The sequence below is a fragment of the Pseudomonas sp. FG29 genome, from assembly GCF_057809355.1.
Genome location: NZ_JBMDJU010000029.1, coordinates 17,486 through 38,182, shown reverse-complemented (window position 1 = coordinate 38,182; position 20,697 = coordinate 17,486). Strand labels below are relative to the sequence as shown.

23 protein-coding genes are annotated in these 20,697 nt (G+C 64.1%); 16 read left to right on the top strand and 7 right to left on the bottom strand.

The features are described from left to right. The first annotated feature begins 148 nt into the window (after positions 1-148). The 4 genes from arcA to ACODS1_RS21315 all read left to right on the top strand — a co-directional run bounded on the left by arcA (position 149) and on the right by ACODS1_RS21315 (position 3,901). Positions 149-1,399: an arginine deiminase gene (gene arcA, locus ACODS1_RS21330; RefSeq protein WP_489087228.1), complete on the top strand. Its 1,251-nt coding sequence runs from the start codon at positions 149-151 to the stop codon at positions 1,397-1,399. 64 nt (positions 1,400-1,463) lie between these two features. Next, positions 1,464-2,474 carry an ornithine carbamoyltransferase gene (locus ACODS1_RS21325; protein ID WP_489087227.1) on the top strand — a complete coding sequence of 337 codons (1,011 nt, stop codon included), beginning with the start codon at positions 1,464-1,466 and terminating at the stop codon, positions 2,472-2,474. Positions 2,475-2,596: 122 nt separating this feature from the next. Then, positions 2,597-3,523 carry a carbamate kinase gene (gene arcC / locus ACODS1_RS21320; protein WP_489087226.1) on the top strand — a complete coding sequence of 309 codons (927 nt, stop codon included), beginning with the start codon at positions 2,597-2,599 and terminating at the stop codon, positions 3,521-3,523. A gap of 12 nt (positions 3,524-3,535) precedes the next feature. Further along, entirely contained in the window at positions 3,536-3,901 is a 366-nt protein-coding gene (locus ACODS1_RS21315; protein WP_489087225.1) for a DUF5064 family protein, read from the top strand. 15 nt (positions 3,902-3,916) lie between these two features. Here ACODS1_RS21315 and lpdA read toward each other — a convergent pair whose 3' ends face one another. Both lpdA and ACODS1_RS21305 read right to left on the bottom strand, forming a co-directional pair. Further along, positions 3,917-5,317 carry a dihydrolipoyl dehydrogenase gene (gene lpdA / locus ACODS1_RS21310; RefSeq protein WP_489087224.1) on the bottom strand — a complete coding sequence of 467 codons (1,401 nt, stop codon included), beginning with the start codon at positions 5,315-5,317 and terminating at the stop codon, positions 3,917-3,919. Positions 5,318-5,332: 15 nt separating this feature from the next. After that, positions 5,333-6,532, bottom strand: a complete 1,200-nt coding sequence (locus ACODS1_RS21305; RefSeq protein ID WP_489087223.1) for an MFS transporter — start codon at positions 6,530-6,532, stop codon at positions 5,333-5,335. A 95-nt stretch (positions 6,533-6,627) separates the two neighbouring features. Here ACODS1_RS21305 and ACODS1_RS21300 point away from each other — a divergent pair, with 95 nt between their 5' ends. From ACODS1_RS21300 to ACODS1_RS21290, 3 genes are all read left to right on the top strand, one after another. Further along, positions 6,628-7,167, top strand: a complete 540-nt coding sequence (locus ACODS1_RS21300) for a PaaI family thioesterase (RefSeq protein WP_489087222.1) — start codon at positions 6,628-6,630, stop codon at positions 7,165-7,167. 11 nt (positions 7,168-7,178) lie between these two features. Continuing rightward, on the top strand, positions 7,179-8,315 hold the full coding sequence (locus ACODS1_RS21295) for a thiolase family protein (RefSeq protein WP_489087221.1): 1,137 nt from the start codon (positions 7,179-7,181) through the stop codon (positions 8,313-8,315). A gap of 74 nt (positions 8,316-8,389) precedes the next feature. After that, the gene (locus ACODS1_RS21290; protein ID WP_489087241.1) at positions 8,390-8,959 is read left to right on the top strand and encodes a TetR/AcrR family transcriptional regulator; all 570 of its coding nucleotides are present in this window, start codon (positions 8,390-8,392) and stop codon (positions 8,957-8,959) included. Positions 8,960-8,992: 33 nt separating this feature from the next. Here the strand turns inward: ACODS1_RS21290 and ACODS1_RS21285 are convergent, their stop codons facing one another. Next, complete coding sequence (locus tag ACODS1_RS21285; protein ID WP_489087220.1) at positions 8,993-9,784, bottom strand: SDR family NAD(P)-dependent oxidoreductase; 792 nt, start codon at positions 9,782-9,784, stop codon at positions 8,993-8,995. A gap of 338 nt (positions 9,785-10,122) precedes the next feature. On the opposite strand from ACODS1_RS21285, the gene ACODS1_RS21280 reads away from it, so the two are divergent. The 3 genes from ACODS1_RS21280 (at position 10,123) to ACODS1_RS21270 (ending at position 12,442) form a co-directional block, all read left to right on the top strand. After that, positions 10,123-10,926: an outer membrane protein OmpK gene (locus ACODS1_RS21280; RefSeq protein WP_322980868.1), complete on the top strand. Its 804-nt coding sequence runs from the start codon at positions 10,123-10,125 to the stop codon at positions 10,924-10,926. Positions 10,927-11,061: 135 nt separating this feature from the next. Further along, the gene (locus ACODS1_RS21275) at positions 11,062-11,910 is read left to right on the top strand and encodes a DMT family transporter (protein WP_489087219.1); all 849 of its coding nucleotides are present in this window, start codon (positions 11,062-11,064) and stop codon (positions 11,908-11,910) included. A 106-nt stretch (positions 11,911-12,016) separates the two neighbouring features. Next, positions 12,017-12,442: an LEA/WHy family protein gene (locus tag ACODS1_RS21270; RefSeq protein WP_489087240.1), complete on the top strand. Its 426-nt coding sequence runs from the start codon at positions 12,017-12,019 to the stop codon at positions 12,440-12,442. Positions 12,443-12,448: 6 nt separating this feature from the next. Here ACODS1_RS21270 and ACODS1_RS21265 read toward each other — a convergent pair whose 3' ends face one another. Further along, positions 12,449-13,246: a gamma-glutamyl-gamma-aminobutyrate hydrolase family protein gene (locus tag ACODS1_RS21265; RefSeq protein ID WP_322980871.1), complete on the bottom strand. Its 798-nt coding sequence runs from the start codon at positions 13,244-13,246 to the stop codon at positions 12,449-12,451. 444 nt (positions 13,247-13,690) lie between these two features. On the opposite strand from ACODS1_RS21265, the gene ACODS1_RS21260 reads away from it, so the two are divergent. Continuing rightward, positions 13,691-14,032: a zinc ribbon domain-containing protein YjdM gene (locus ACODS1_RS21260; RefSeq protein WP_322980872.1), complete on the top strand. Its 342-nt coding sequence runs from the start codon at positions 13,691-13,693 to the stop codon at positions 14,030-14,032. Positions 14,033-14,130: 98 nt separating this feature from the next. Then, positions 14,131-14,856 carry a substrate-binding periplasmic protein gene (locus ACODS1_RS21255; RefSeq protein WP_489087218.1) on the top strand — a complete coding sequence of 242 codons (726 nt, stop codon included), beginning with the start codon at positions 14,131-14,133 and terminating at the stop codon, positions 14,854-14,856. A gap of 3 nt (positions 14,857-14,859) precedes the next feature. Here ACODS1_RS21255 and ACODS1_RS21250 read toward each other — a convergent pair whose 3' ends face one another. Next, complete coding sequence (locus ACODS1_RS21250) at positions 14,860-15,612, bottom strand: hypothetical protein (RefSeq protein ID WP_489087217.1); 753 nt, start codon at positions 15,610-15,612, stop codon at positions 14,860-14,862. A 211-nt stretch (positions 15,613-15,823) separates the two neighbouring features. Between ACODS1_RS21250 and ACODS1_RS21245 the strand changes: the two genes are divergently transcribed. Beyond that, the gene (locus ACODS1_RS21245; protein WP_322980875.1) at positions 15,824-16,195 is read left to right on the top strand and encodes a hypothetical protein; all 372 of its coding nucleotides are present in this window, start codon (positions 15,824-15,826) and stop codon (positions 16,193-16,195) included. A 68-nt stretch (positions 16,196-16,263) separates the two neighbouring features. Here ACODS1_RS21245 and hemH read toward each other — a convergent pair whose 3' ends face one another. Together hemH and ACODS1_RS21235 are read right to left on the bottom strand one after the other, a co-directional pair. After that, positions 16,264-17,286, bottom strand: a complete 1,023-nt coding sequence (gene hemH / locus ACODS1_RS21240; RefSeq protein WP_489087216.1) for a ferrochelatase — start codon at positions 17,284-17,286, stop codon at positions 16,264-16,266. A 21-nt stretch (positions 17,287-17,307) separates the two neighbouring features. Next, positions 17,308-18,207 carry a TIGR01777 family oxidoreductase gene (locus ACODS1_RS21235; protein WP_489087215.1) on the bottom strand — a complete coding sequence of 300 codons (900 nt, stop codon included), beginning with the start codon at positions 18,205-18,207 and terminating at the stop codon, positions 17,308-17,310. A gap of 199 nt (positions 18,208-18,406) precedes the next feature. Between ACODS1_RS21235 and ACODS1_RS21230 the strand changes: the two genes are divergently transcribed. From ACODS1_RS21230 to ACODS1_RS21220, 3 genes are all read left to right on the top strand, one after another. Then, on the top strand, positions 18,407-19,393 hold the full coding sequence (locus ACODS1_RS21230; RefSeq protein ID WP_322980878.1) for an NAD(P)/FAD-dependent oxidoreductase: 987 nt from the start codon (positions 18,407-18,409) through the stop codon (positions 19,391-19,393). Beyond that, positions 19,390-19,620, top strand: a complete 231-nt coding sequence (locus ACODS1_RS21225) for a TIGR02450 family Trp-rich protein (protein ID WP_489087214.1) — start codon at positions 19,390-19,392, stop codon at positions 19,618-19,620. The genes ACODS1_RS21230 and ACODS1_RS21225 overlap by 4 nt, the downstream gene beginning before the upstream one ends. 124 nt (positions 19,621-19,744) lie before the next feature. Further along, a complete protein-coding gene (locus ACODS1_RS21220; protein ID WP_489087213.1) occupies positions 19,745-20,695 on the top strand; it encodes a YbgA family protein in 951 nt (316 codons plus the stop codon). Positions 20,696-20,697: the final 2 nt, after the last annotated feature.

Below are 20,697 nucleotides of genomic sequence, written 5' to 3'. Positions count from 1 at the left end.
CGACCTGCTGCGCGTCGGCCCTACTGCGTTAAAGACGGGCTCAGACTGCTCATTTACAGCTCGTAAACTCCGCATCCTCGCCCGTCTTTGCCTTGTATGGCTCTAGCTCGCGAGGTCGAAAACACGCTCTACGAGAAGGAGTTCTTTCATGAGCAAGAAACCCCTCGGCGTTCATTCCGAAGCCGGCAAACTGCACAAGGTAATGGTCTGTTCGCCGGGCCTGGCGCACCTGCGCCTGACCCCCGCCAACTGCGACGAATTGCTGTTCGACGACGTGATCTGGGTATCTCAGGCCAAGCGCGACCACTTCGACTTCATGACCAAGATGCGCGAGCGCGGCATCGAGGTGGTGGAGATGCACAACCTGCTGGAAGAAACCGTCAGCAAACCCGAAGCATTGAAGTGGATCCTCGACCGCAAGATCACCGCCAACAGCGTCGGCCTCGGCCTGCTGACGGAAGTACGCGATTTCGTCGAATCCCTGGAGCCACGACGCATCGCCGAATTCCTTATCGGCGGCGTGTCCGGCGCCGACCTGGCCAAGCACAAGGACTCCGAGGCGGCGAAGATGTTCAACGCCTACCTGGGCGAAGCCAGCTTCATCTTCCCGCCGCTGCCCAACACCCAGTTCACCCGCGACACCACCTGCTGGATCTACGGCGGCGTTACCCTCAACCCCATGCATTGGCCGGCTCGCCGTCAGGAAACCCTGCTGGCCAGCGCCATCTACAAATTCCACCCGGACTTCGCCGAGGAACCCTTCGAGATGTGGTACGGCGACCCGGATCAGGATCACGGCTCGGCCTCGCTGGAAGGCGGCGACGTCATGCCCATCGGTAACGGCACCGTGCTGATCGGCATGGGCGAGCGCACCTCGCACCAGGCCATTGGCCAGGTCGCCCGCGCGCTGTTTGCCAAGGGCGCGGCAGACAAGGTCGTCGTCGCCGGCCTCGATCGCTCCCGTGCGGCCATGCACCTGGACACGGTGTTCAGCTTCTGCGACCGCGACCTGGTGACCATCTTCCCGGAAGTGGCCAACAGCATCGTGCCCTTCACCCTGCGCCCGGACGAAAGCCGCCCCGGCGGCATCGACGTGCGCCGCGAAGACAAACCCTTCGTCGAGGTGGTCGCCGAATCTCTCGGCCTCAAGCAACTGCGCGTGGTGGAAACCGGCGGCGATGCCTACGAGGCCGAGCGCGAGCAATGGGATGACGGCAATAACGTGGTCTGCCTGGAGCCCGGCGTGGTCATCGGCTACGACCGCAACACCTACACCAACACCTTGCTGCGCAAGGCTGGCGTCGAGGTCATCACCATCAGCGCCAGCGAACTGGGACGCGGACGCGGCGGCGGCCACTGCATGACCTGCCCGATCATCCGCGACCCCATCGACTACTGACCCCGCCAACCCCGGCGGCCATCCGCTGCCGGGGTGCTTCGACGACCTACAAGGAGAGAGAACCATGGCGCTCAACATGCACAATCGCCACCTGCTCAGCCTGATGCACCACAGCACCCGTGAGCTGCGCTACCTGCTCGACCTGTCGCGCGACCTCAAGCGCGCCAAGTACACCGGCACCGAGCAACAGCACCTCAAGCGCAAGAACATCGCGCTGATCTTCGAAAAAACCTCCACACGCACCCGCTGCGCCTTCGAGGTGGCGGCCTACGACCAGGGCGCCAACGTCACCTACATCGACCCCAACTCCTCGCAGATCGGCCACAAGGAATCGATGAAAGACACCGCCCGCGTGCTCGGGCGCATGTACGACGCCATCGAGTACCGTGGCTTCAAGCAGGAAATCGTCGAGGAGTTGGCCACCTATGCCGGCGTGCCGGTGTTCAACGGCCTGACCGACGAATATCACCCGACACAGATGCTCGCCGACGTACTGACCATGCGCGAGCACAGCGACAAGCCGTTGCACGACATCGCCTACGCCTACCTCGGTGACGCGCGCAACAACATGGGCAACTCGCTGCTGCTGATCGGCGCCAAGCTCGGCATGGACGTGCGCATCGCCGCGCCCAAGGCACTCTGGCCGAGCGACGAACACGTCGCCGCCTGCAAGCAATTCGCCGAGGAAAGCGGTGCACGCATCCTGCTCACTGAAGACCCGAAGGCAGCCGTCAAGGGCGTGGATTTCGTCCACACCGACGTCTGGGTGTCCATGGGCGAGCCGGTGGAAGCCTGGGGCGAGCGTATCCAGGAACTGCTGCCCTACCAGGTCAACGCCGAGATCATGAAGGCCGCCGGCAACCCACGGGTGAAATTCATGCACTGCCTGCCCGCCTTCCATAACAGCGAAACCAAGGTCGGCAAGCAGATCGCGGAAAACTACCCTTACCTGGCCAATGGCATCGAGGTCACCGAAGACGTCTTCGAGTCGCCCTGGAACATCGCCTTCGAGCAAGCGGAGAACCGCATGCACACCATCAAGGCGATTCTGGTGGCCACTCTGGCTGATATTTAGGTTCACGTAGGGCTTGTCTCCCCTCTCCCATCAATGGGAGAGGGGCCGGGGGAGAGGGTCTGGCCGGCGACGCCGAGCCCAGACCACGCCCCGGATTCAATCCGAACGCCAAGGAGAACAACATGCGACTCGTCATCGCCCTGGGCGGCAACGCCCTGCTTCGTCGCGGTGAAGCCATGACCGCGGACAACCAACGTGACAATGTGCGCGTCGCCTGCCAGCAGATCGCCAAGGTGGCACCCGGCAACGAGCTGGTGATCGCCCACGGCAACGGCCCGCAGGTCGGCCTGCTGGCTCTGCAGGGCAACGCTTATGACGCCGCCAACCCCTACCCGCTGGACGTACTCGGCGCCGAAACCGAAGGCATGATCGGCTACATGATCGAACAGGAACTGGGCAACCTGCTGCCCTTCGAGGTGCCCTTCGCCACCATCCTCACCCAGGTGGAAGTGGACGGCGCCGACCCGGCCTTCAAGCACCCCAGCAAGCCCATCGGCCCGGTCTACAGCCGGGAAGAGGCCGAGCGCCTGGCCGCCGAAAAAGGCTGGAGCATCGCCGCCGACGGCGACAAGTTCCGCCGTGTGGTGGCCAGCCCGCGACCACAGCGCATCTTCGAGATCCGCCCGATCAAATGGCTGCTGGAAAAAGGCAGCGTGGTGATCTGCGCGGGCGGTGGCGGCATCCCGACGATGTACGACGGCAACCAGTTACGCGGCGTCGAGGCGGTGATCGACAAGGATCTGTGCTCGGCGCTGCTGGCCGAACAGCTCAACGCCGACCTGCTGGTGATCGCCACCGATGTCGACGCCGTCTACATCGATTGGGGCAAGCCAACACAGCACTCCATCGCCGAAGCCCACCCCGATGCCATCGAAACGCTCGGTTTCGCGGCCGGCTCAATGGGACCGAAGGTACAGGCCGCCTGCGAGTTCGCGCGCAATACCGGCAGCGCTGCGGTAATCGGCTCGCTGGAAAACATCGACGCCATCGTCCAGGGCCGTTCCGGTACGCGTATCAGCCTGGCCTGCAACGGCATCACCCATCGCTGAGGGAGGTTCGTCATGTTCACCCCTGGCCACCTGCACCGCGACAACCTCGACCTGCCGCCCGCCATGCGCCATGCCCCGCCCTTCTCGGTGGATTTCGACTATGCCGTGCGCCAGGATGCCGAGCGTGGCCCCATGCTGCACATGCGCCTGGCCGGCGAAGTCGATGGCAAGCCATTCACGGAAGAGTTCGAGCTGTACCGTGATGTCGCCTACAACTTCGCCAGCGTGGCCACCCGCATCGCCGCGCGCCACGGCCTGCCGATCAAGGCCAGCCCGGTGATGCGCGGCCACGACGAATACGACAAGGTTTTCGCCGATATCCGCGCCAAACTGCATGCGAAACCGGGGGAGCCGGTCAATCTCGATCACGTGATCTGAGGTCTTGCCTCGCGTTCAGGCCTGCATCGTCCAGCCATGCACACCCATCGCCGCCTGGCGCCCGGCCTCCGAGCGGGTCGGGTGCGGGTGGCAGGTCAGGGCGATGTCCTCGGCCGAGGCGGAGAACTCCATGGCCACGCAATACTCGCCGATCAGCTCGCCCACGCTCGGGCCGATCATGTGCACGCCGAGAATCTGGTCGGTATTGGCATCGGCGAGGATCTTCACGAAGCCTTCGGTCTCGTGATTGATCTTCGCCCGGCTGTTGGCCGTGAAAGGAAACTTGCCAACCTTGTAAGCGCGGCCTTCGGCCTTCAGCTCCTCCTCGCCCTTGCCGACACTGGCTACCTCCGGGCGGGTGTAGATCACGCCTGGGATCACTCCGTAGTTGACCTCCGCCTTGTGCCCGGCGATGCGTTCGATGCAGGCCACGGCCTCGTCCTCGGCCTTGTGCGCGAGCATTGGCCCGGAGGTGACGTCGCCGATCACCCATACGCCGGGTACGCCGCTCTGGTGTTTTTCGTTGGCGAGCATGCCGCGCTTGTCGGGGGTCAGGCCGACGCTTTCAAGCCCCAGTCCCTTGGTGTAGGGGCGCCGGCCGATGGCCACCAGCACGTAGTCGGCTTTCAGGGTTTCACTCGCGCCGCCTGCGGCAGGCTCCAGAGTCAGAGCCACGCCGGACTTGCTCGTCTGTGCGCCCGTGACCTTGGTGCCCAGCTTGAAACTCATGCCCTGCTTGCCCAGGGTGCGTTGCAGGGTCTTGGCCGTTTCGCCATCCAGGCCGGGGCAGATGCGGTCGAGGTATTCCACCACGGTCACCTGGCTCCCCAGGCGGCGCCATACCGAGCCCAGCTCCAGGCCGATCACCCCGGCGCCAATCACCACCAGGTGCTTGGGCACCTCAGGCAGCGACAACGCACCGGTGGAGTCGAGGATGCGCACATTATCGATGCTCACCCCAGGCAGCGGCGTCGGTTCGGAGCCAGTGGCGATGACGATGTTCTTCGTCTCCAGCAGGCGCTCGCCGCCCTCGTGCAGCTTGACCTGCACCCGGCCAGGGCCGTCGATGCACGCCCAGCCCTTGACCCACTCCACCTTGTTCTTGCGAAACAGGAATTCCACCCCCTTGGTCAGCGCTTCGACGCTGTCGGCCTTCTGCTTCATCATCTGCGCCAGGTTGAGCGTCGGCGTAACTTCCACACCCAACGCACTGAGCTCACCACCTGCCGCCGCCTCGTAGAGTTCGGAGGCGTGCAGCAGCGCCTTGGACGGCATGCAACCGACGTTCAGGCAGGTGCCGCCGAGAGTTTCACGTCCCTCTACGCAGGCCACCTTCAGCCCCAGTTGACCAGCACGAATGGCGGCGTTGTAGCCGCCGGGGCCGGCGCCGATGATGACCACGTCATAGCTGCTCATTGCTTTGTCCTCGAATCAGGGAAGTTTGCCGACCACCGCAGCCGTAACGACCGGGCGGGCGCGCAGAAGGTGGAAGAATAGAAACGCCAGCACGGCGAATAGCGCGTTCAGGGCAACCATAGGCCAGGCCGAGCCATCCTGCAGGGCGCCGAGCAGCAACCCTGCCAAGGTGGCACCAGCCATCTGCGAGAAGCCCATCAGGCCCGCCGCCAATCCGGCGCGTTGCGGGTTGGGAATTACCGCGCCTGCCACGGCGGCGGGCAGCAACATGCCACCGCCCAGCGTTACCAACACTTGCGGCAGCGACAGCCCCAGCAGCGAAAGGCCGAACAGCAGGTAGAACGCCAAGGTCAGCAGCGACCCGAGCAGCACCAGCGCCACACCAATGCCGACTACCCGCAGCGGCCCCAGACGCTGCACATTGCGCAGGGTGAACAGCGCACCACCGAGCAGGCCGGAAACGATCAGGCCGAAGGTCAGCCCGTACTGCACCGCGCTCAGCCCCAGCAGACCGATGTACACCGACGACGAACCGGCTACCACGACAAACATCGCGCCGTAGGTACAGGCGATGGTCAGCGCCAACGCGCGACAGCTGGGCCAGACCTGCAGATAGTTGGCCAGCAGTCCCTTGAGCCGGCCCGCCTGTGGATCACGCTGAAGATGCGTCTCGCGGTAGCGGCCAAGCGCCGATAGCAGAGCCAGGCTACCGAGCAGCAGGGTCGCCAATAGCGGTGCGCGCCAGCCGCCGTATTGAGTGAGCAGGCCACCGACCACCGGCGACAACACGATGGCCGCGAACATGCCCAGCACCGTCAATGCCAGCGCCGGCCCCGCACGCTCCTGCCACACATCGCGGACGATAGCCCGCGCCAACACCAGCGCTGCACAGGCGCCCAGGCCCTGCAGCACACGCATACCGATCAGCATCTCGATATTGGATGCCAGCAACATGCCCAGGGTCGCCAGCAGATAGAGGCTCAAGCCGGCGAGCAATACCGGCCGCCGCCCCAGGCGATCCGACAGCGGCCCGAGCCACAACTGGCCAAGGCCAAAGGCGCCGACGAACAACGACAGCGCCAGCAGGCTGCTACCCGGCCGGGCATGCAGGCCGCGCTCCAGCTCGCCCAGCGCAGGGATCAGCAACTGCGTGGAGGTTTCGCCCAGCGCAGTGAGCAGCATCAGGATGATCAACAGAACACGGGAAGGCTGCATGGCGGAACTCCGATCGACAGCGACTGGCAGCTATTTATATTTCGACCATAATATGAAACATTGAATGTCGTCCATCATATTTACCTGGAGCCTGTATGACCGCCTTATCCCGAGATGCCCGCCTCGCCACCTGGATCGCCGAAGAACAGGCGGTGCGCAACCAGCTCGCCGCCCCCGGCACCCTCAGTCTGGCGGAAGTGGCCGCCATGCCGCCGATGGACTTCTTCGACGGTATCGGTCGTGGCGACCTGCCCTCACCACCGATCAATGCGGTGCTCGACTTCACCCCGGTGCAGTGGGCCAGCGGCCTATTCGTGTTTCAGGGCACGCCCGACCAGCGCCACTACAACCCGCTAGGCAGCGTGCACGGCGGCTATATCGCCACCCTGCTCGACTCCTGTATGGGCTGCGCCGTACACACTCAGCTCAAGCCAGGCCAGGGTTACACCACCGCCGACCTGCGGGTGAGCTACATCCGCGCGCTGCGCAGCGAGGCCGGCCCGGTACGCGCTGAGGGCCGCATCATCCACCTCGGTCGCTCCACCGCCCTGGCCGAAGGGCGCCTGTACGACGTCGACGATCGCCTCTACGCCGTCGCCTCCACCACCTGCCTGATTCTCGACATGAGCCACTGAAGGAGTTCGCCATGACCCTCGCCGTGATCGCCGGCTTCGCCCGCTCACCCTTCCACTTCGCTCGCAAGGGTGCCCTCATCGACCTGCGCCCGGACGACCTCGCCGCCCAGGTGCTACGTGGCCTGGTCGAGCGCCTCGGGCTCGATCCAGCACGACTCGAGGACGTGATCATGGGCTGCGCCTACCCCGAGGCCGAACAGGGCATGAACATCGCCCGCATCGCCAGCTTCCGTGCAGGCTTCCCGGAAACCCTCGGCGGCGCCACGCTGAACCGCTTCTGCGGCTCGTCGATGAGCGCCGTACATTACGCCGCCGGGCAGATCGCCATCGGCGCCGGCGAGGCCTTTCTCTGCGCCGGGGTGGAATCCATGACCCGCGTGCCCATGGGCGGCTTCAACCTGTCGCCCAATCCAACCCTGCTGGCCGACTACCCCGAGATGTACATGGCCATGGGGCATACCGCCGAGGAAGTCGCACGGCGCTACGCCATCAGCCGCACCGACCAGGAGGCCATGGCCGTCGACTCCCACGCCAAGGCCGCACGTGCCCACGCGTTGGGCCTGTTCGCCGATGAGCTGCTGACCATCGACACACCACAGGGCCGCGTCGATGAAGACGGCTGCCTGCGGCCGGGCACCAACCTGGAGGCACTGGCGCAACTCAAACCGGTCTTCGGCGGCAGCGTCACCGCCGCCACCTCGTCACCACTGACCGACGGCGCAGCCGCCGTGCTGGTGTGCAGCGAGGCCTTCGCCCGCGAGCATGGTCTGAGCATTCTCGCCCGCATCAAGGCGGTGGCCGTGGCCGGTTGCGCGCCAGAGATCATGGGCATGGGGCCGGTGGCAGCGACCCGTAAGCTGCTGCAACGCACCGGCCTGTCGATTAGTGACATTGACCTGGTGGAAATCAACGAAGCCTTCGCCAGCCAGTCGCTGGCCTGCGTGCAGGAACTGGGCCTGGACATGGCCCGGGTCAACCTCGACGGCGGCGCCCTGGCCCTTGGTCACCCCCTCGGCGCCACCGGCGCGCGCATCACCGGCAAGGCTGCCAGCCTGCTGCGCCGCAGCGGCGGGCGCTACGCCATCGCCACCCAATGCATCGCCGGTGGCCAGGGCGTGGCGACCCTGCTCGAAGCTGTCGACGCCTGAACCATTCCCCCGGCTGCGCCACAAGTGCGCCGGGGTGTAACATGACGAGCAACATTTCACAGACGGGGATCGCCATGCGCTATTCGGAAGACCACAAGGCCAAGACCCATCAACGCATCATCGAAGAAGCCGCACTGCGCTTTCGCCGCGATGGCGTGAGCGCCACCGGCCTGCAACCGCTGATGAAGGCTCTGGGCCTGACTCATGGCGGCTTCTATGCGCACTTCAAGTCCAAGGACGATCTGGTGGAAACCGCGCTGCAGCATGCCGTGCAACAGCTTGAGACGAGCACCGCGGCGATGAGCGAAGGCGACACGCCATTGCAGAATTTCATCAGGGGCTATCTGTCGACGCGGCACCGCGACAACCCCGGAGCCGGCTGCCCGCTACCGACCATCTCCGCCGAACTGGGCCAGCGCGGCCAGGCCAGTGCAAGCACCGATGCCCTGGTACGCAACCGTCTATCCATGATCGAGCAGAACCTGGCTGGCGAAGAGGCCGCCGACGAGAGCGTGCTACTGCTGTCGGCCATGGTCGGCGCGCTGCTGCTTTCACGCAGCGTTCAGGATCCGCAACTGGCCGATCGACTGCTCAAGACCACGCGCGCGCAGCTACTGGCCAGAACCACTGGCGTCGATGCCTGAACGCCGGGTACCGCGCGGCACCCGGCACGGCCATCATTTGTAGCGAGCAGCCGCCTGGTTGTGCGACAGGTTCGGCCCCAGCACTGCGCGAGCAGCGACGAAGGCCTCCCAATCGGCGGCATCGGGCAGCGAGGGAATGGTCACCAACTCCTGTTGATCGAAACCCGCCAACGCGGCATCGACCAGTTCCTCCACCGCCATGATCATCGACGGCGGCAGCAACGAAGCATCGGTACCGCTGCGCTCGAAAATTTCGGTACGGGTAAGGCCCGGCAGTACGGCCTGCACCTGCACATTGGCGCTACGCAGCTCAGCCGCCAGGGTCTGGCTCAGGTTCAGCACATAAGCCTTGGTGGCGCTGTAGACGGCATTGAACATTTCCGGAGCCAGCGCCACTACAGAGCCAAGGTTGATGATGCCGCCACGCCCAACTGCAGAGAAATTGGCCGCAGCAGCAGCGGCCAGACGCGTCAGGGCAACCACATTGAGTTCGATCATCTGCTCGGCGTATTCCAGATCGGCTTGCGCCAGGGTTCCGTTCATCGAAACCCCCGCGTTATTCACCAACAGGCCGATTGCCGCATCCTCACGTAGGCGTTGCTCCACCTTCCGGACATCCGTCTTCTGCGTCAGATCGGCTGGCATCACCTCGACGGCAATGCCATAGGCACTGCGCAGACGCTCGGCCAGCACCTGCAGGCGCTGCGCGTCGCGGGCCACCAGCAGCAGGTCATGACCACGCCTGGCCAGACGGTCGGCATAGGTCGCGCCGATACCGGACGAAGCGCCGGTGATCAGGGCAGTGGGGTGGGCTTGAGTATTCATGGAGCTTCTCCTGGGGATGAAAGACGAGCGAGATCATTGCAGCAATTAAATTATAGTCATAATTCAATATTTATATGACACCCATAATCAAAACAATCAAACCAATGCCCTGGGTCTGCCAGGCAGACACGCACCAAGTTATGGCCATTTTTGTCCTTTCGGTCAGAAAAGAGTGCACCGCGTGCGTTCTTCAAGCTCACGGAACGTCGTGCATCCGATTGATTTGCAACGGATAAGCACAATCATGAGAATTGGCGCCGTTTTTGCTCTAGCAGCACCAGCCTGACCAGGCGGACAGGTTCATAACCATAACGACACGACATCCATCAGGAGCTCCGATGAACCGCACACTCTCTTCCCTGATCCTCGCCGGCGGCCTGCTTGCGGGTGGCCAGGCCAGCGCCGACGATCTGCTGCAGTGGCAGAACAATAGCCTCACCTACCTGTACGGCCACGACTTCAAGATCGACCCGGAAATCCAGCAGACCATCACCTTCGAGCATGCCAGCGGCTGGAGCTTCGGTGACCTGTTCTTCTTCACCGATCTGATCAAGTACAACACCGACGCCAAGAATGGTAACGGCGACGGCCACAGCTACTACGGTGAATTCAGCCCACGCCTGTCGTTCGGCAAGATCAGTGGTCACGACCTGTCGTTCGGCCCGATCAAGGACGTGCTGCTGGCCTTCACCTATGAATTCGGCGAGAAGGACAATGAGTCCTACCTGATCGGCCCGGCAGTGGATCTGGACATCCCTGGCTTCGACTACTTCCAGCTCAATACCTACCTGCGCACCACCGACGGCAGCCGTCCGGGCGACAATGTCTGGCAGATCACCCCGGTGTGGGCCTACACCCTGCCGGTGGGCGATTCGGACATCCTCATCGACGGCTTCATGGACTGGGTCGTCGACAACGACGAGAACCGTCGTGGCGAGTACCACGCCAACCTGCACTTCAACCCGCAGATCAAGTACGACCTGGGCAAGGCGCTGAAATGGGGCGAGAAGCAGCTCTATGTCGGCATCGAGTACGACTACTGGAAGAACAAGTACGGCATCAAGGATGGTGGCGCCGTCAGCGAATTCGTCGGCCCGACCGACCAGAACACCGCCAGCCTGCTGGTCAAGGTGCACTTCTGATCCCCCGCCGCGCCGGCTCTCGTCCGGCGCACGCCTGGCCAAGGTCGCAGACACTTGCGACCTTCCGCCAATGCCGCCACCCCTTCGAACATGCTTAGCTCTCTGGCATCCCAGACCTGCGCCAAAGGATGGACGATGCCACCGCGTACCCTGCTGCTCACCGCGCTCGCCATGCTGGCGTTCGCCGGCAACTCCCTGCTCTGTCGCCTGGCATTGCGGGAAACCGAGATCGACGCCGCCAGCTTCACCGCCGTGCGCCTGACCTCGGGGGCCTTGATGCTGGCCGTGCTGCTGCGCTTGCGCAGCGGCTCACGCCCCATGGCCGGCAGTTGGCCGGGAGCCCTCGCGCTGTTCACCTACGCGGCGGCGTTCTCCTTTGCCTATCTGCATCTGGATACCGGCATCGGCGCCCTGCTGCTGTTCGGCGCGGTACAACTGAGCATGCTGCTGTGGGGCCTCTGGCGCGGCGAACGCCTGCCGGCTCTGGCCACGCTCGGCACGCTGCTGGCGGGTGGCGGCCTGCTGTTTCTTCTGTTGCCCGGAGCCAGTGCACCGCCCCTTTCGGCAGCGCTGTTGATGCTGTTGGCCGGTTCGGCCTGGGGTGCCTATTCACTGCTCGGCCGGGGTCAGGGCGATCCACTCGCGGTGACCGCCGGCAACTTTCTGCGCGCCACTGCGCTCGGCCTGCTGCTCGCCGTGCCGTTGTTCGCCCAGTTGCAATGGGATGCTGCGGGCCTGTTCTATGCCGTGCTGTCAGGCGCGCTGACTTCCGGGATCGGCTACGCCATCTGGTACAGCGCCTTGCCAGGATTGCGCGCCAGCCAGGCGGCCACGGTGCAGCTCAGCGTGCCCATTCTCGCGGCGCTGGCTGGCAGCCTGGTGCTGGGCGAGGCACTCAGCTTGCGCCTGATGCTCAGCGCGGTTGCGGTATTGGGCGGCATCGCCCTGGTGCTGGGCAGTCGTCAGCCCCAGCAGAAGAAGTGAGCAAAAGGCTGATCGGGGTGGTCTTCTATGCTGAATCCATCACCGACGGGTGACTACCGTGCCTCGTTTGTTGCGCCTTGCCCTGACAACGCTGCTGGCCTTTGCCATGACCGGCTGCGCCAGCCTGCTCGACCAGGATCCCCTGCGCGTCGATCTTGCCGGACTGGAACCCCTGCCCGGCCAGGAACTGGAAATGCGCTTCGCGGTGAAACTGCGGGTACAAAACCCAAATGACCACGCCGTCGACTTCGACGGCGTAGCTCTGGATCTCGATATCAACGGCCAGCCGCTGGCCAGCGGCGTGAGCGATCAGCGTGGCAGCATCCCGCGTTTCGGCGAGACGCTGGTCACGGTGCCGCTGAGCATTTCGGCGTTCTCTGCCGTTCGCCAGGCCTGGGGGGCAGCCAATTACCAACCCGGCCAGGGCCTGCCCTACAGGCTGACGGGCAAGCTGGCGGGAGGCCTGTTCGGCACGCACCGCTTCAACGACAGCGGCACCCTGACCTGGCCGGAACCGGTCAACCCTTACTGAGCGGCCTCAGGCCGCACAGGCCGGTTGCTTGCCACGCTGCACCATCTGACGCCGGCAGGCCTCGCCGAAGGCCTGGAAGATCTTCACCGAGTCAGGATTGCTGGCCGCGCGCCATTCTGGGTGCCACTGCACGGCGAACAGGAACGGAGACAGTCGCGGCGCATGAATCGCTTCGATCAGCCCGTCCTCAGCGGTGGCCAGCACTTCGAGGCCCTTGCCCAAGGTGCGGATGGCCTGGCCATGCAGCGAGTTGACGCGAATTTCCGGCGCCCCCATCAGTTCAGCGAACCAGCTGCCTGGCACCGGACGCACCGCGTGGCTCGGCGCGTACTGCACCTCGACCGGGTCGTCGGGGTTCTCGCGGTGATCGTTGAAACCGGGCTCGGCATAGACCTTCTGATAGATATCGCCGCCCAGTGCCACGTTGATTTCCTGCATGCCACGGCAGATGGCGAAGATCGGCAGGCCACGGGCGATAGCCGCCTTGATCAGCGGCAGGTCGAACAGGTCGCGGTCGCGATCCTGAGTCTTGTCGGGGGTGAGGTTCTCCTGGCCATAGAGGCTCGGGTCGATATTGCTGCCGGCACCGGTCAGATAGATGCCGTCGGCCATATCCAGATACTGTTCGAGATCATCGGTACCACAGCAGGTGGGCACCAGCACCGGCACACAGCCGGAGAATTCGACCAGCGGGTTGATGTATTTGTGAGTCATGACCTGATAGTCGTGGCCCTTGCGCTCTTGAGCGCCCATGGACATCAACACGACGGGTTTGCGCGGGGTACTGCTCTTGTTGTTGGACATACGTCACCTTGGGACAGGCCGGGCCTGTCGTTGCTGTACAGGCGGGGCAAAAGCCCGTTGCCTGGTTGGCTAACTCCGCACGCAACCGAGCGTCCTGCACGCTGGCCACCTTCCGACGGCGACATGACCCAGGCCTTTTCACTCCATGAAAAGGGTTGCCCAGTGTGGCAACCGGCACCCGAACCAGTAGCGGAATCTGCAGCCAGTGTGCCTCAGCCGTAAAATATGTCAAACATTTAGCATCTATAGCTGCCGTACCAGATAGCGACCGAATAACCTCACAGAAAGCTATATCTGCACTTCCAGGCCTAAAAGGCCTGGCAGGCATGCTTCAGAAGTCCAATATTTTTGACACTGAAATTCGGAGTGCCTGATGACAGAACGGACAGGACAGAGCAAGACCCCATATACTATGCGGTTTCTACCAGCCACCGAGGACACCCCTTGAGCACCTTGCCGCCCTGCCCCAAATGCAATTCCGAATACACCTACGAAGACGGCGAGCAACTGGTCTGCCCAGAATGCGCCCACGAGTGGAAAGCCGGCGAAGCCAGCGCCAATGACGATGACGCGCGCGTGATCAAGGACTCGGTGGGCAACCTGCTGCAGGACGGCGATACCATCACCGTGATCAAGGATCTCAAGGTCAAGGGCTCGTCGCTGGTGGTCAAGGTCGGCACCAAGGTGAAGAACATCCGCCTGGTCGACGGCGATCACGACATCGATTGCAAGATCGACGGCATCGGCGCCATGAAGCTCAAGTCCGAGTTCGTCCGCAAGGTCTGAACCCTCCAAGCGCCGCGCTCGCGGCGCTTCGACTTCCCGCCTGCCCGGCACCACTCGGTGCTAGCCTCAAAGGCAGGACAGTCCCAGGAAACACCCCCATGCGCCATCTGCTCCCCCTTCTGCTGGTTCTGCTAAGCCCTGCACTGCATGCGCAGACCTGGCGCGTGGTGGGTGACGAACAATTCGCGCCCTATAGCTTCGTCACCGATGAAAACGAGACGCCTCAGGGCCTGGACGTGGAGCTGGTCGATGCCGTCCTGCGGCAGACCGGGGTGGCCTACGACATTCGCCTGTATCCCTGGGAGCGGGTCAAACGCATGCTCGACCGTGGCGAGGTACGCATGGCCTTCCAGTTCGCCGGGACGCCACAGCGCCAGGCGCAGTACGAGCTGGTCGGCCCATTGCGCACCGGCACCACGGTATTCATGACCACCGCCAAGACCGCCATTGATGATTGGCAAACGCTTGAGGATCTGAGCCCCTACGTAATCGGCCAGGTGCGCGGCTACGCCTATCAGGAAGATTTCGATCAGGCCGACCTGGCCCGTGACATCTCGGCGCAGAACCCGCGCCAACTGGTGTCGATGCTGCTGGCCGGACGCATCGACATCATCGTCGGAGACCGCGCGCAACTGCTGTATTTCGTCCGTGAGCAACGCGCGCAGGATCGTGTGCGCATTCTGCCCAGGCCGCTGGCACAGATGCCGCGCTTCGTCGCGTTCACCAAGGGCGACATCGAGCACGCGCGGCAGTTTTCCGAGGCGCTGGTGAAACTGCGGAAAGACGGCACGCTACAGCGAATCGAGCAGCGCTGGGCGCAGTGAAGGCTATTGCACCGGCAGGAAGTTAATCAGGAACAGACTCTGCGCATAGTTGGCCCCCATGCGCCGGTAGCGCTCCTCCAGCACATGGGTGAGGAGATCGAGACGGGCCACCATCTTGCCGAACTCCACCGCATAACTGAGGTTGCTGCCCAGGTCGGACACCTCGTTGGACAACAGCAGGGGCTGACCGCTGGCGTCACGCCGCTGCCCCAGCATCCAGGCAGCCTTTTCCAGATTGCGTGCGGCGTTGTAAATGAACTGCGCATTGAAGCTGTCGGTCAGGTAGAACTCGGTGCGTCCGCCATGCGCGGTGACCAGCATGCTGCCGATGGCGTAGGTGAAGGCGGCGACCCGGTCACCGCGAAACGCCGGGCTCAGGGCGTAATCCAGCGCCGCCACGTCATGCCGACCACCCAGGGTCGGCCAGTCCTCGTTGTGCTCGATGGCGTACTGGATCTTGCGCTCCATACTGACGCTGTCCGGCATGGCGTTCTTGCGCCATTCGCGCGGGTTGCGCTGGTAGAGCTTGTGCATCAGGCGATAGAGGCTGTTGAGGTTGTTGCGCATGGCCAGCGTCGCCATGCGGTCGACGTCGGTTTGCAGCAACTCAGCGGGTTTGACCGGGTTGCGTGTGTTGATGATCGAGTCGTTATCCAGGCGCCCGCTGCAGCCGGCGAGCAGCGACAGCAGCCCCAGCACCGGCAGCAGCCACTGCCAGCGTGCGGATAGGGGTGTCCGATTTCGTTCTGAACGCATCGCGCCAATCCCTGCAGCTTCGATCCCGCCAGCAGGCGGCACCGTTCAGATACCCAGTAAAGCGCAAAATTCCCTTGCCTGAGCGATGAAGCACACATGCGCCGACCGCAGATATTTACGCAAGACTTACACTGGCCCGGGTAACGAAGCTGAATGAAGGCTGTCTGATCCATCAGGCGGAGACCTTCCGCTTTCACAGGAGATAGCCAACATGCACTCGCGCATCCCTCTCATCACTGGCCTGGTGCTCAGCCTGGCGCTGGCCGGCCAGAGCACTGCCCAGGCGTCCGGTCGCAGCGATGCCGCCATCGCTGGTGTGGTGGCAGGTGCGGTCATCGGCGGCGTGATTGCTTCCAGTCGCCCCGCCCCGGTCTATCAGCCGGCGCCACCGCCGCCAGCCGTGGTGTACTACCCGCAGCAACCGGTGTACTACTCCCCACCACCGGTGTACTACGCGCCGCCGCCTCCGCCACCACCGGCCTACTATTACCCGGCACCGACAGTGGTGGTCGCCCCCGGCTATCGGCCCTATCCACCGCCCCGCTATCACCACGGTGGCTGGCGTCATGACGGCCGCTGGTAAGCCTTGAAAACAAAAGCCCGCATCCGAAGATGCGGGCTTTTGTTCATGAGCGACGCCGAATCGCGACCTTACACTGCGACGGGCGCGCGCTCGCAGAGGGTTTTCAGGGCTGCCGCCCATTGCGGGTGGTCGTTCAGGCAAGGCACCAGTTGCAGGCTCTCGCCCCCGGCCTCGACGAACTGCTCGCGGCCACGGTCGCCGATTTCCTCCAGCGTCTCGATGCAGTCGGCGACGAACGCCGGGCACATCACCAACAGCTTCTTCACCCCCTGCGCAGCCAGCTCGTCCAGACGATTCTCGGTGTAGGGCTCGATCCACTTGTCACGCCCCAGGCGCGACTGGAAGCTCACCGACCACTGCCCGGCCTGCAGGCCCATGCGCTCGGCGAACAGCTCGGCGCTGCGCAGGCACTGGGCCCGATAACACTTGGCCAGCACCTCTGGCGACGCCGTGCGGCAGCAGTCCGGCCCCTTCAGGCAGCGGCCGGTGGCGTCGAGCTTGCGCAGGTGGCGCTCCGGCAGGCCATGAAAACTCAGCAGCAGGTGATCGAAGCCCTGCTTCAGATACGGCTTGGCGCTGGCCACCAGAGCATCGAGGTATTCGGGTTGTTCGAAGAACGGCGGCAGGATGGAGAAGCGCATGTCCAGCCCATGCTCGCGAACCACCCGCTTGGCCTCTTCGATCACCGTGGTGGTGGTGCTGTCGGCGAATTGCGGGTAGAGCGGCGCCAGGGTGACCTCGCGGATGCCCTGCCCGGCCATGCGCAGCAGGGTCGATTCGATGGACGGCTGCCCATAACGCATGGCCAGCTCGACCGGGCCACGCGTCCAGTGCGCCTTCATCGCCTCCTGCAGGCGGCGGCTGAGCACGATCAAGGGCGAGCCGTCCTCCCACCAGATCGACGCGTAGGCATGCGCCGAGGCCGCCGGACGCTTGATCAGGATCAGCGAGACCAACAGGCGGCGCAGCGGCCAGGGCAGATCCACCACATACGGATCCATCAGAAACTGGTTGAGGTAACGCCGTACATCGGCCACCTCGGTGGACGCCGGGGAGCCCAGGTTAACCAGCAGCAGTGCGTGATCGGTCATGCGAAGTCCTAGTCGGTAACGTCAGTGGCCGAGCAGATCTGCCAGCGCCACATCCAGATGGGTAAAACGGAAATTGAAGCCGGCATCGAGCAAACGGCTCGGCAAGGCGCGTTGCCCGCCCAGCAGCAGCTCGGCCATTTCGCCCAGGGCCGCGCGCAGTACGAACGCGGGCGCCGGCAAGATGGTCGGGCGGCTCAGGGCCTGGCCGAGCGCGCGGGTAAATTCGGCGTTGCGCACCGGTAGCGGCGCGCAGGCATTATAAGGACCGCGCGCGTCGTCATGCTGCAAGAGAAAATCGATCAGCTCGATTTGATCGGCGATATGGATCCAGGGCATCCACTGCTGCCCATTGCCCAGACGCCCGCCCAGCCCCAGGCGAAAAGGCGTGCGCAAGCGACCAAGCAGGCCACCCTCAGGGGCCAGCACCAGACCGGTACGCAGCAGCACCACGCGAATGCCGAGTGCTTCGGCGCGCTGCGCCGTTTCCTCCCAGGCTGCGCAGAGCTGTGCAGCGAAGTCATTGCCCAGCGGCTGCATGTCTTCGCGCAGCTCAAGGTCAGCGCCATCGCCATACCAACCGACGGCAGAGCCGGACAGCAGCACCGACGGGCGTTGCTCGCGTTGCGCCAGCCAGCTCAGCAACTGCTCGGTCAGCCCGACACGGCTGGCCCACAGCAGTGCCTTGCGCTTGTCACTCCAGGGGCGGTCGGCAATCGGCGCACCAGCAAGGTTGATCACCGCATCCACGACTTCGCCGTCGAGCTCTTCCAACTGCGCAATGCCGCGTACCTGCGCACCACAAAGCGACGGCACCTTGGCTGGCTGACGACTCCAGACCGTCAGGCGATGGCCCTTGTCGATCCAGTTGGCGCACAGGGCGCGGCCAATCAGCCCGGTACCGCCGGTCAACAGGATATGCATGGCATCCTCCTCGCATGGCATTGGGTCAGTGCGCTGCCACAGTCTGGTCGATCAGTGCGACAAGTGTCTTTATTCATTGCCGGGTTTGTCCTAAACCTTAAGCAGGAGCGCTCGAAGGCAATACTGTACATCAAAACATTCTTGTATAGCTTTTGTCTAAAACGTAGCCTGTATAGCATTCAGCGCTGACGAGGTAACCATGAACGCATCCATTGCCATCATCGGCACCGGCCTGGCCGGGTTGTCTGCCGCCCAGACACTCACCGCTGCGGGTCACGACGTCCAACTGTTCGACAAGAGCCGAGGTAGCGGTGGACGCATGGCCAGCAAGCGCAGCGACGCCGGCAGCCTCGATCTGGGCGCACAGTATTTCACCGCGCGTGATCGCCGCTTCGTCGAGGTCGTGCAGCAGTGGCAGGCACGCGGCTGGGTCGAGGAATGGACGCCCAGCCTCTACAACAGCCAGGCCGGCCAGCTCAGCCCGTCACCGGATGAACAGGTGCGCTGGGTCGGCACCCCGCGCATGAGCGCGATCACCCGCGCCTTGCTCGGCGCCCTGCCGGTGCACTTCTCCTGCCGTATCACCGAAGTCTTTCGCGGCGACCAGTACTGGACGCTGCTCGACGCCGATGGCGAGAGCCATGGCCCCTTCAGCCACGTACTGGTGGCCACACCCGCGCCACAGGCCAGCGCCCTCCTGGCCGCAGCACCGAAGCTGGCAGGCGCCGCCGCCAGCGTGGCGATGGAGCCGACCTGGGCAGTCGCCCTGGCCTTCGACACGCCACTCGACACCCGCGTCGAAGGTTGCTTCGTGCAGGACAGCGCCCTCGACTGGCTGGCACGCAATCGCAGCAAGCCAGGCCGTGATCGTCAGCTCGACACCTGGGTGCTGCATGCCACCAGCGCCTGGAGCCGCCAGCATCTCGATCTGCCCAAGGAAGCCGTGATCGAGCAACTGCATGGCGCCTTTGCCGAAATGATCGGCTGCGCCGTACCGCCCCCCAGCCTCACGCTGGCTCACCGCTGGCTTTATGCCCGCCCGGCCCAGGCCCACCAGTGGGGCGCCCTGGCTGATGCCGACCTGGGGCTTTATGCATGCGGGGACTGGTGCCTGTCCGGGCGTGTCGAAGGCGCCTGGCTCAGCGGCCAGGATGCCGCCCGCCGTCTGCTCGAACACCTGGCATGAACACCCACTCCAGGCGCCGCCTGAACCCCCGCAAGCTGCTGCTCTCGAAGTGGACGGCCAGCCGTCCACAGAATCGCGAGCGGCACTTTCTGGTCACCGAACTGCTGCGCGATGAACAGGAACAGATCATCGGCGTCGAGTTGCAGGCCGTGCTGACCGGGCGCAGTGAGCACATCGACTGGCATCAGTTGCTGGACATGGAGCGCTGGCAGCAAGGCTGGCGCTGATCAGCCTTTACACAAAGCAATACAAAAGCTGTACAAGAATCTTGTATGCGTACAACTTCACGCCTATGATTGCCCCATAATTGTACAAGACCTTTACAAGGTACAAGTTCAGAGGGTATCAGCGATGCAAGCGATCAAACCCAGCCTGGGTATCAGCGCCTGCCTCATGGGCGACGAGGTTCGCTACAACGGTGGCCATAAGTTGTCGCAGCTCTGCAGCCGCGAGCTGACCCAGCATTTCGACTTCATCAAGGTCTGTCCCGAAGTCGGCATCGGCATGTCCACCCCGCGCGAGCCCATCCGCCTGGTGGGCGATCCGCAGATGCCGCGCGCCGTGGGCACGGTGGATCGCTCGCGCGATGTCACCGAAGCCCTGGCCAGCTATGGCGAGCGCATCGCGGGCGAACTGCAAGGGATCAGCGGCTACATCTTCATGCAGCAGTCGCCCTCCTGCGGCCTGTTTCGCGTCAAGGTCTACCAGGACGGCGGTCGCCCCAGCGAGCCGGGGCGTGGCATCTTCGCCGCGCACTTCTGCGCACGCCATCCGGATCTGCCGGTGGAGGAAGCCGGCCGCCTGATGGATCCGGTGCTGCGCGAAAACTTCATCACCCGCGTATACGCCTATGCCGAATGGCAGCGGCTGCTCGCCGAGGGCCTGACCCGCCGTTCGCTGATCGCCTTCCACTCGCGCTACAAGTACCTGCTGATGGCCACCGACCCGGCGCGCTACAAGTCCCTCGGCCGCCTGCTCGGCGACCTTGCCCAGCATGACCTGGCCAGCCTGGCGCCGCGCTACTTCAGCGAGCTGATGACCGCCCTGCGCAAGTGCGCCACGCGCGGCACCCACAGCAACGTCCTGCAGCACCTGAGCGGCTACCTCAAACGCGCCCTCAGCCCCGATGAAAAACAGGAAATGCAGCAACTGATCGGCCAGTACCGCGATGGCGTCGTACCGCTCGTCGTGCCGCTGACCCTGCTCAAGCATCATTTCCGCCGCCACCCGGATCGCTACATCGCCGACCAGGCGTATCTGCAGCCGCATCCGGAACCGCTCAGCCTGCGCAATGCGCTGTGATC

Excerpts from the sequence above, each read along its gene's own strand:
- arcA (WP_489087228.1), top strand. The coding sequence starts at position 149 with ATGAGCAAGAAACCCCTCGGCGTTCATTCCGAAGCCGGCAAACTGCAC.
- ACODS1_RS21325 (WP_489087227.1), top strand. The coding sequence starts at position 1,464 with ATGGCGCTCAACATGCACAATCGCCACCTGCTCAGCCTGATGCACCAC.
- arcC (WP_489087226.1), top strand. The coding sequence starts at position 2,597 with ATGCGACTCGTCATCGCCCTGGGCGGCAACGCCCTGCTTCGTCGCGGT.
- ACODS1_RS21315 (WP_489087225.1), top strand. The coding sequence starts at position 3,536 with ATGTTCACCCCTGGCCACCTGCACCGCGACAACCTCGACCTGCCGCCC.
- lpdA (WP_489087224.1), bottom strand. The coding sequence starts at position 5,317 with ATGAGCAGCTATGACGTGGTCATCATCGGCGCCGGCCCCGGCGGCTAC.
- ACODS1_RS21305 (WP_489087223.1), bottom strand. The coding sequence starts at position 6,532 with ATGCAGCCTTCCCGTGTTCTGTTGATCATCCTGATGCTGCTCACTGCG.
- ACODS1_RS21300 (WP_489087222.1), top strand. The coding sequence starts at position 6,628 with ATGACCGCCTTATCCCGAGATGCCCGCCTCGCCACCTGGATCGCCGAA.
- ACODS1_RS21295 (WP_489087221.1), top strand. The coding sequence starts at position 7,179 with ATGACCCTCGCCGTGATCGCCGGCTTCGCCCGCTCACCCTTCCACTTC.
- ACODS1_RS21290 (WP_489087241.1), top strand. The coding sequence starts at position 8,390 with ATGCGCTATTCGGAAGACCACAAGGCCAAGACCCATCAACGCATCATC.
- ACODS1_RS21285 (WP_489087220.1), bottom strand. The coding sequence starts at position 9,784 with ATGAATACTCAAGCCCACCCCACTGCCCTGATCACCGGCGCTTCGTCC.
- ACODS1_RS21280 (WP_322980868.1), top strand. The coding sequence starts at position 10,123 with ATGAACCGCACACTCTCTTCCCTGATCCTCGCCGGCGGCCTGCTTGCG.
- ACODS1_RS21275 (WP_489087219.1), top strand. The coding sequence starts at position 11,062 with ATGCCACCGCGTACCCTGCTGCTCACCGCGCTCGCCATGCTGGCGTTC.
- ACODS1_RS21270 (WP_489087240.1), top strand. The coding sequence starts at position 12,017 with ATGACCGGCTGCGCCAGCCTGCTCGACCAGGATCCCCTGCGCGTCGAT.
- ACODS1_RS21265 (WP_322980871.1), bottom strand. The coding sequence starts at position 13,246 with ATGTCCAACAACAAGAGCAGTACCCCGCGCAAACCCGTCGTGTTGATG.
- ACODS1_RS21255 (WP_489087218.1), top strand. The coding sequence starts at position 14,131 with ATGCGCCATCTGCTCCCCCTTCTGCTGGTTCTGCTAAGCCCTGCACTG.
- ACODS1_RS21250 (WP_489087217.1), bottom strand. The coding sequence starts at position 15,612 with ATGCGTTCAGAACGAAATCGGACACCCCTATCCGCACGCTGGCAGTGG.
- ACODS1_RS21245 (WP_322980875.1), top strand. The coding sequence starts at position 15,824 with ATGCACTCGCGCATCCCTCTCATCACTGGCCTGGTGCTCAGCCTGGCG.
- hemH (WP_489087216.1), bottom strand. The coding sequence starts at position 17,286 with ATGACCGATCACGCACTGCTGCTGGTTAACCTGGGCTCCCCGGCGTCC.
- ACODS1_RS21235 (WP_489087215.1), bottom strand. The coding sequence starts at position 18,207 with ATGCATATCCTGTTGACCGGCGGTACCGGGCTGATTGGCCGCGCCCTG.
- ACODS1_RS21230 (WP_322980878.1), top strand. The coding sequence starts at position 18,407 with ATGAACGCATCCATTGCCATCATCGGCACCGGCCTGGCCGGGTTGTCT.
- ACODS1_RS21225 (WP_489087214.1), top strand. The coding sequence starts at position 19,390 with ATGAACACCCACTCCAGGCGCCGCCTGAACCCCCGCAAGCTGCTGCTC.
- ACODS1_RS21220 (WP_489087213.1), top strand. The coding sequence starts at position 19,745 with ATGCAAGCGATCAAACCCAGCCTGGGTATCAGCGCCTGCCTCATGGGC.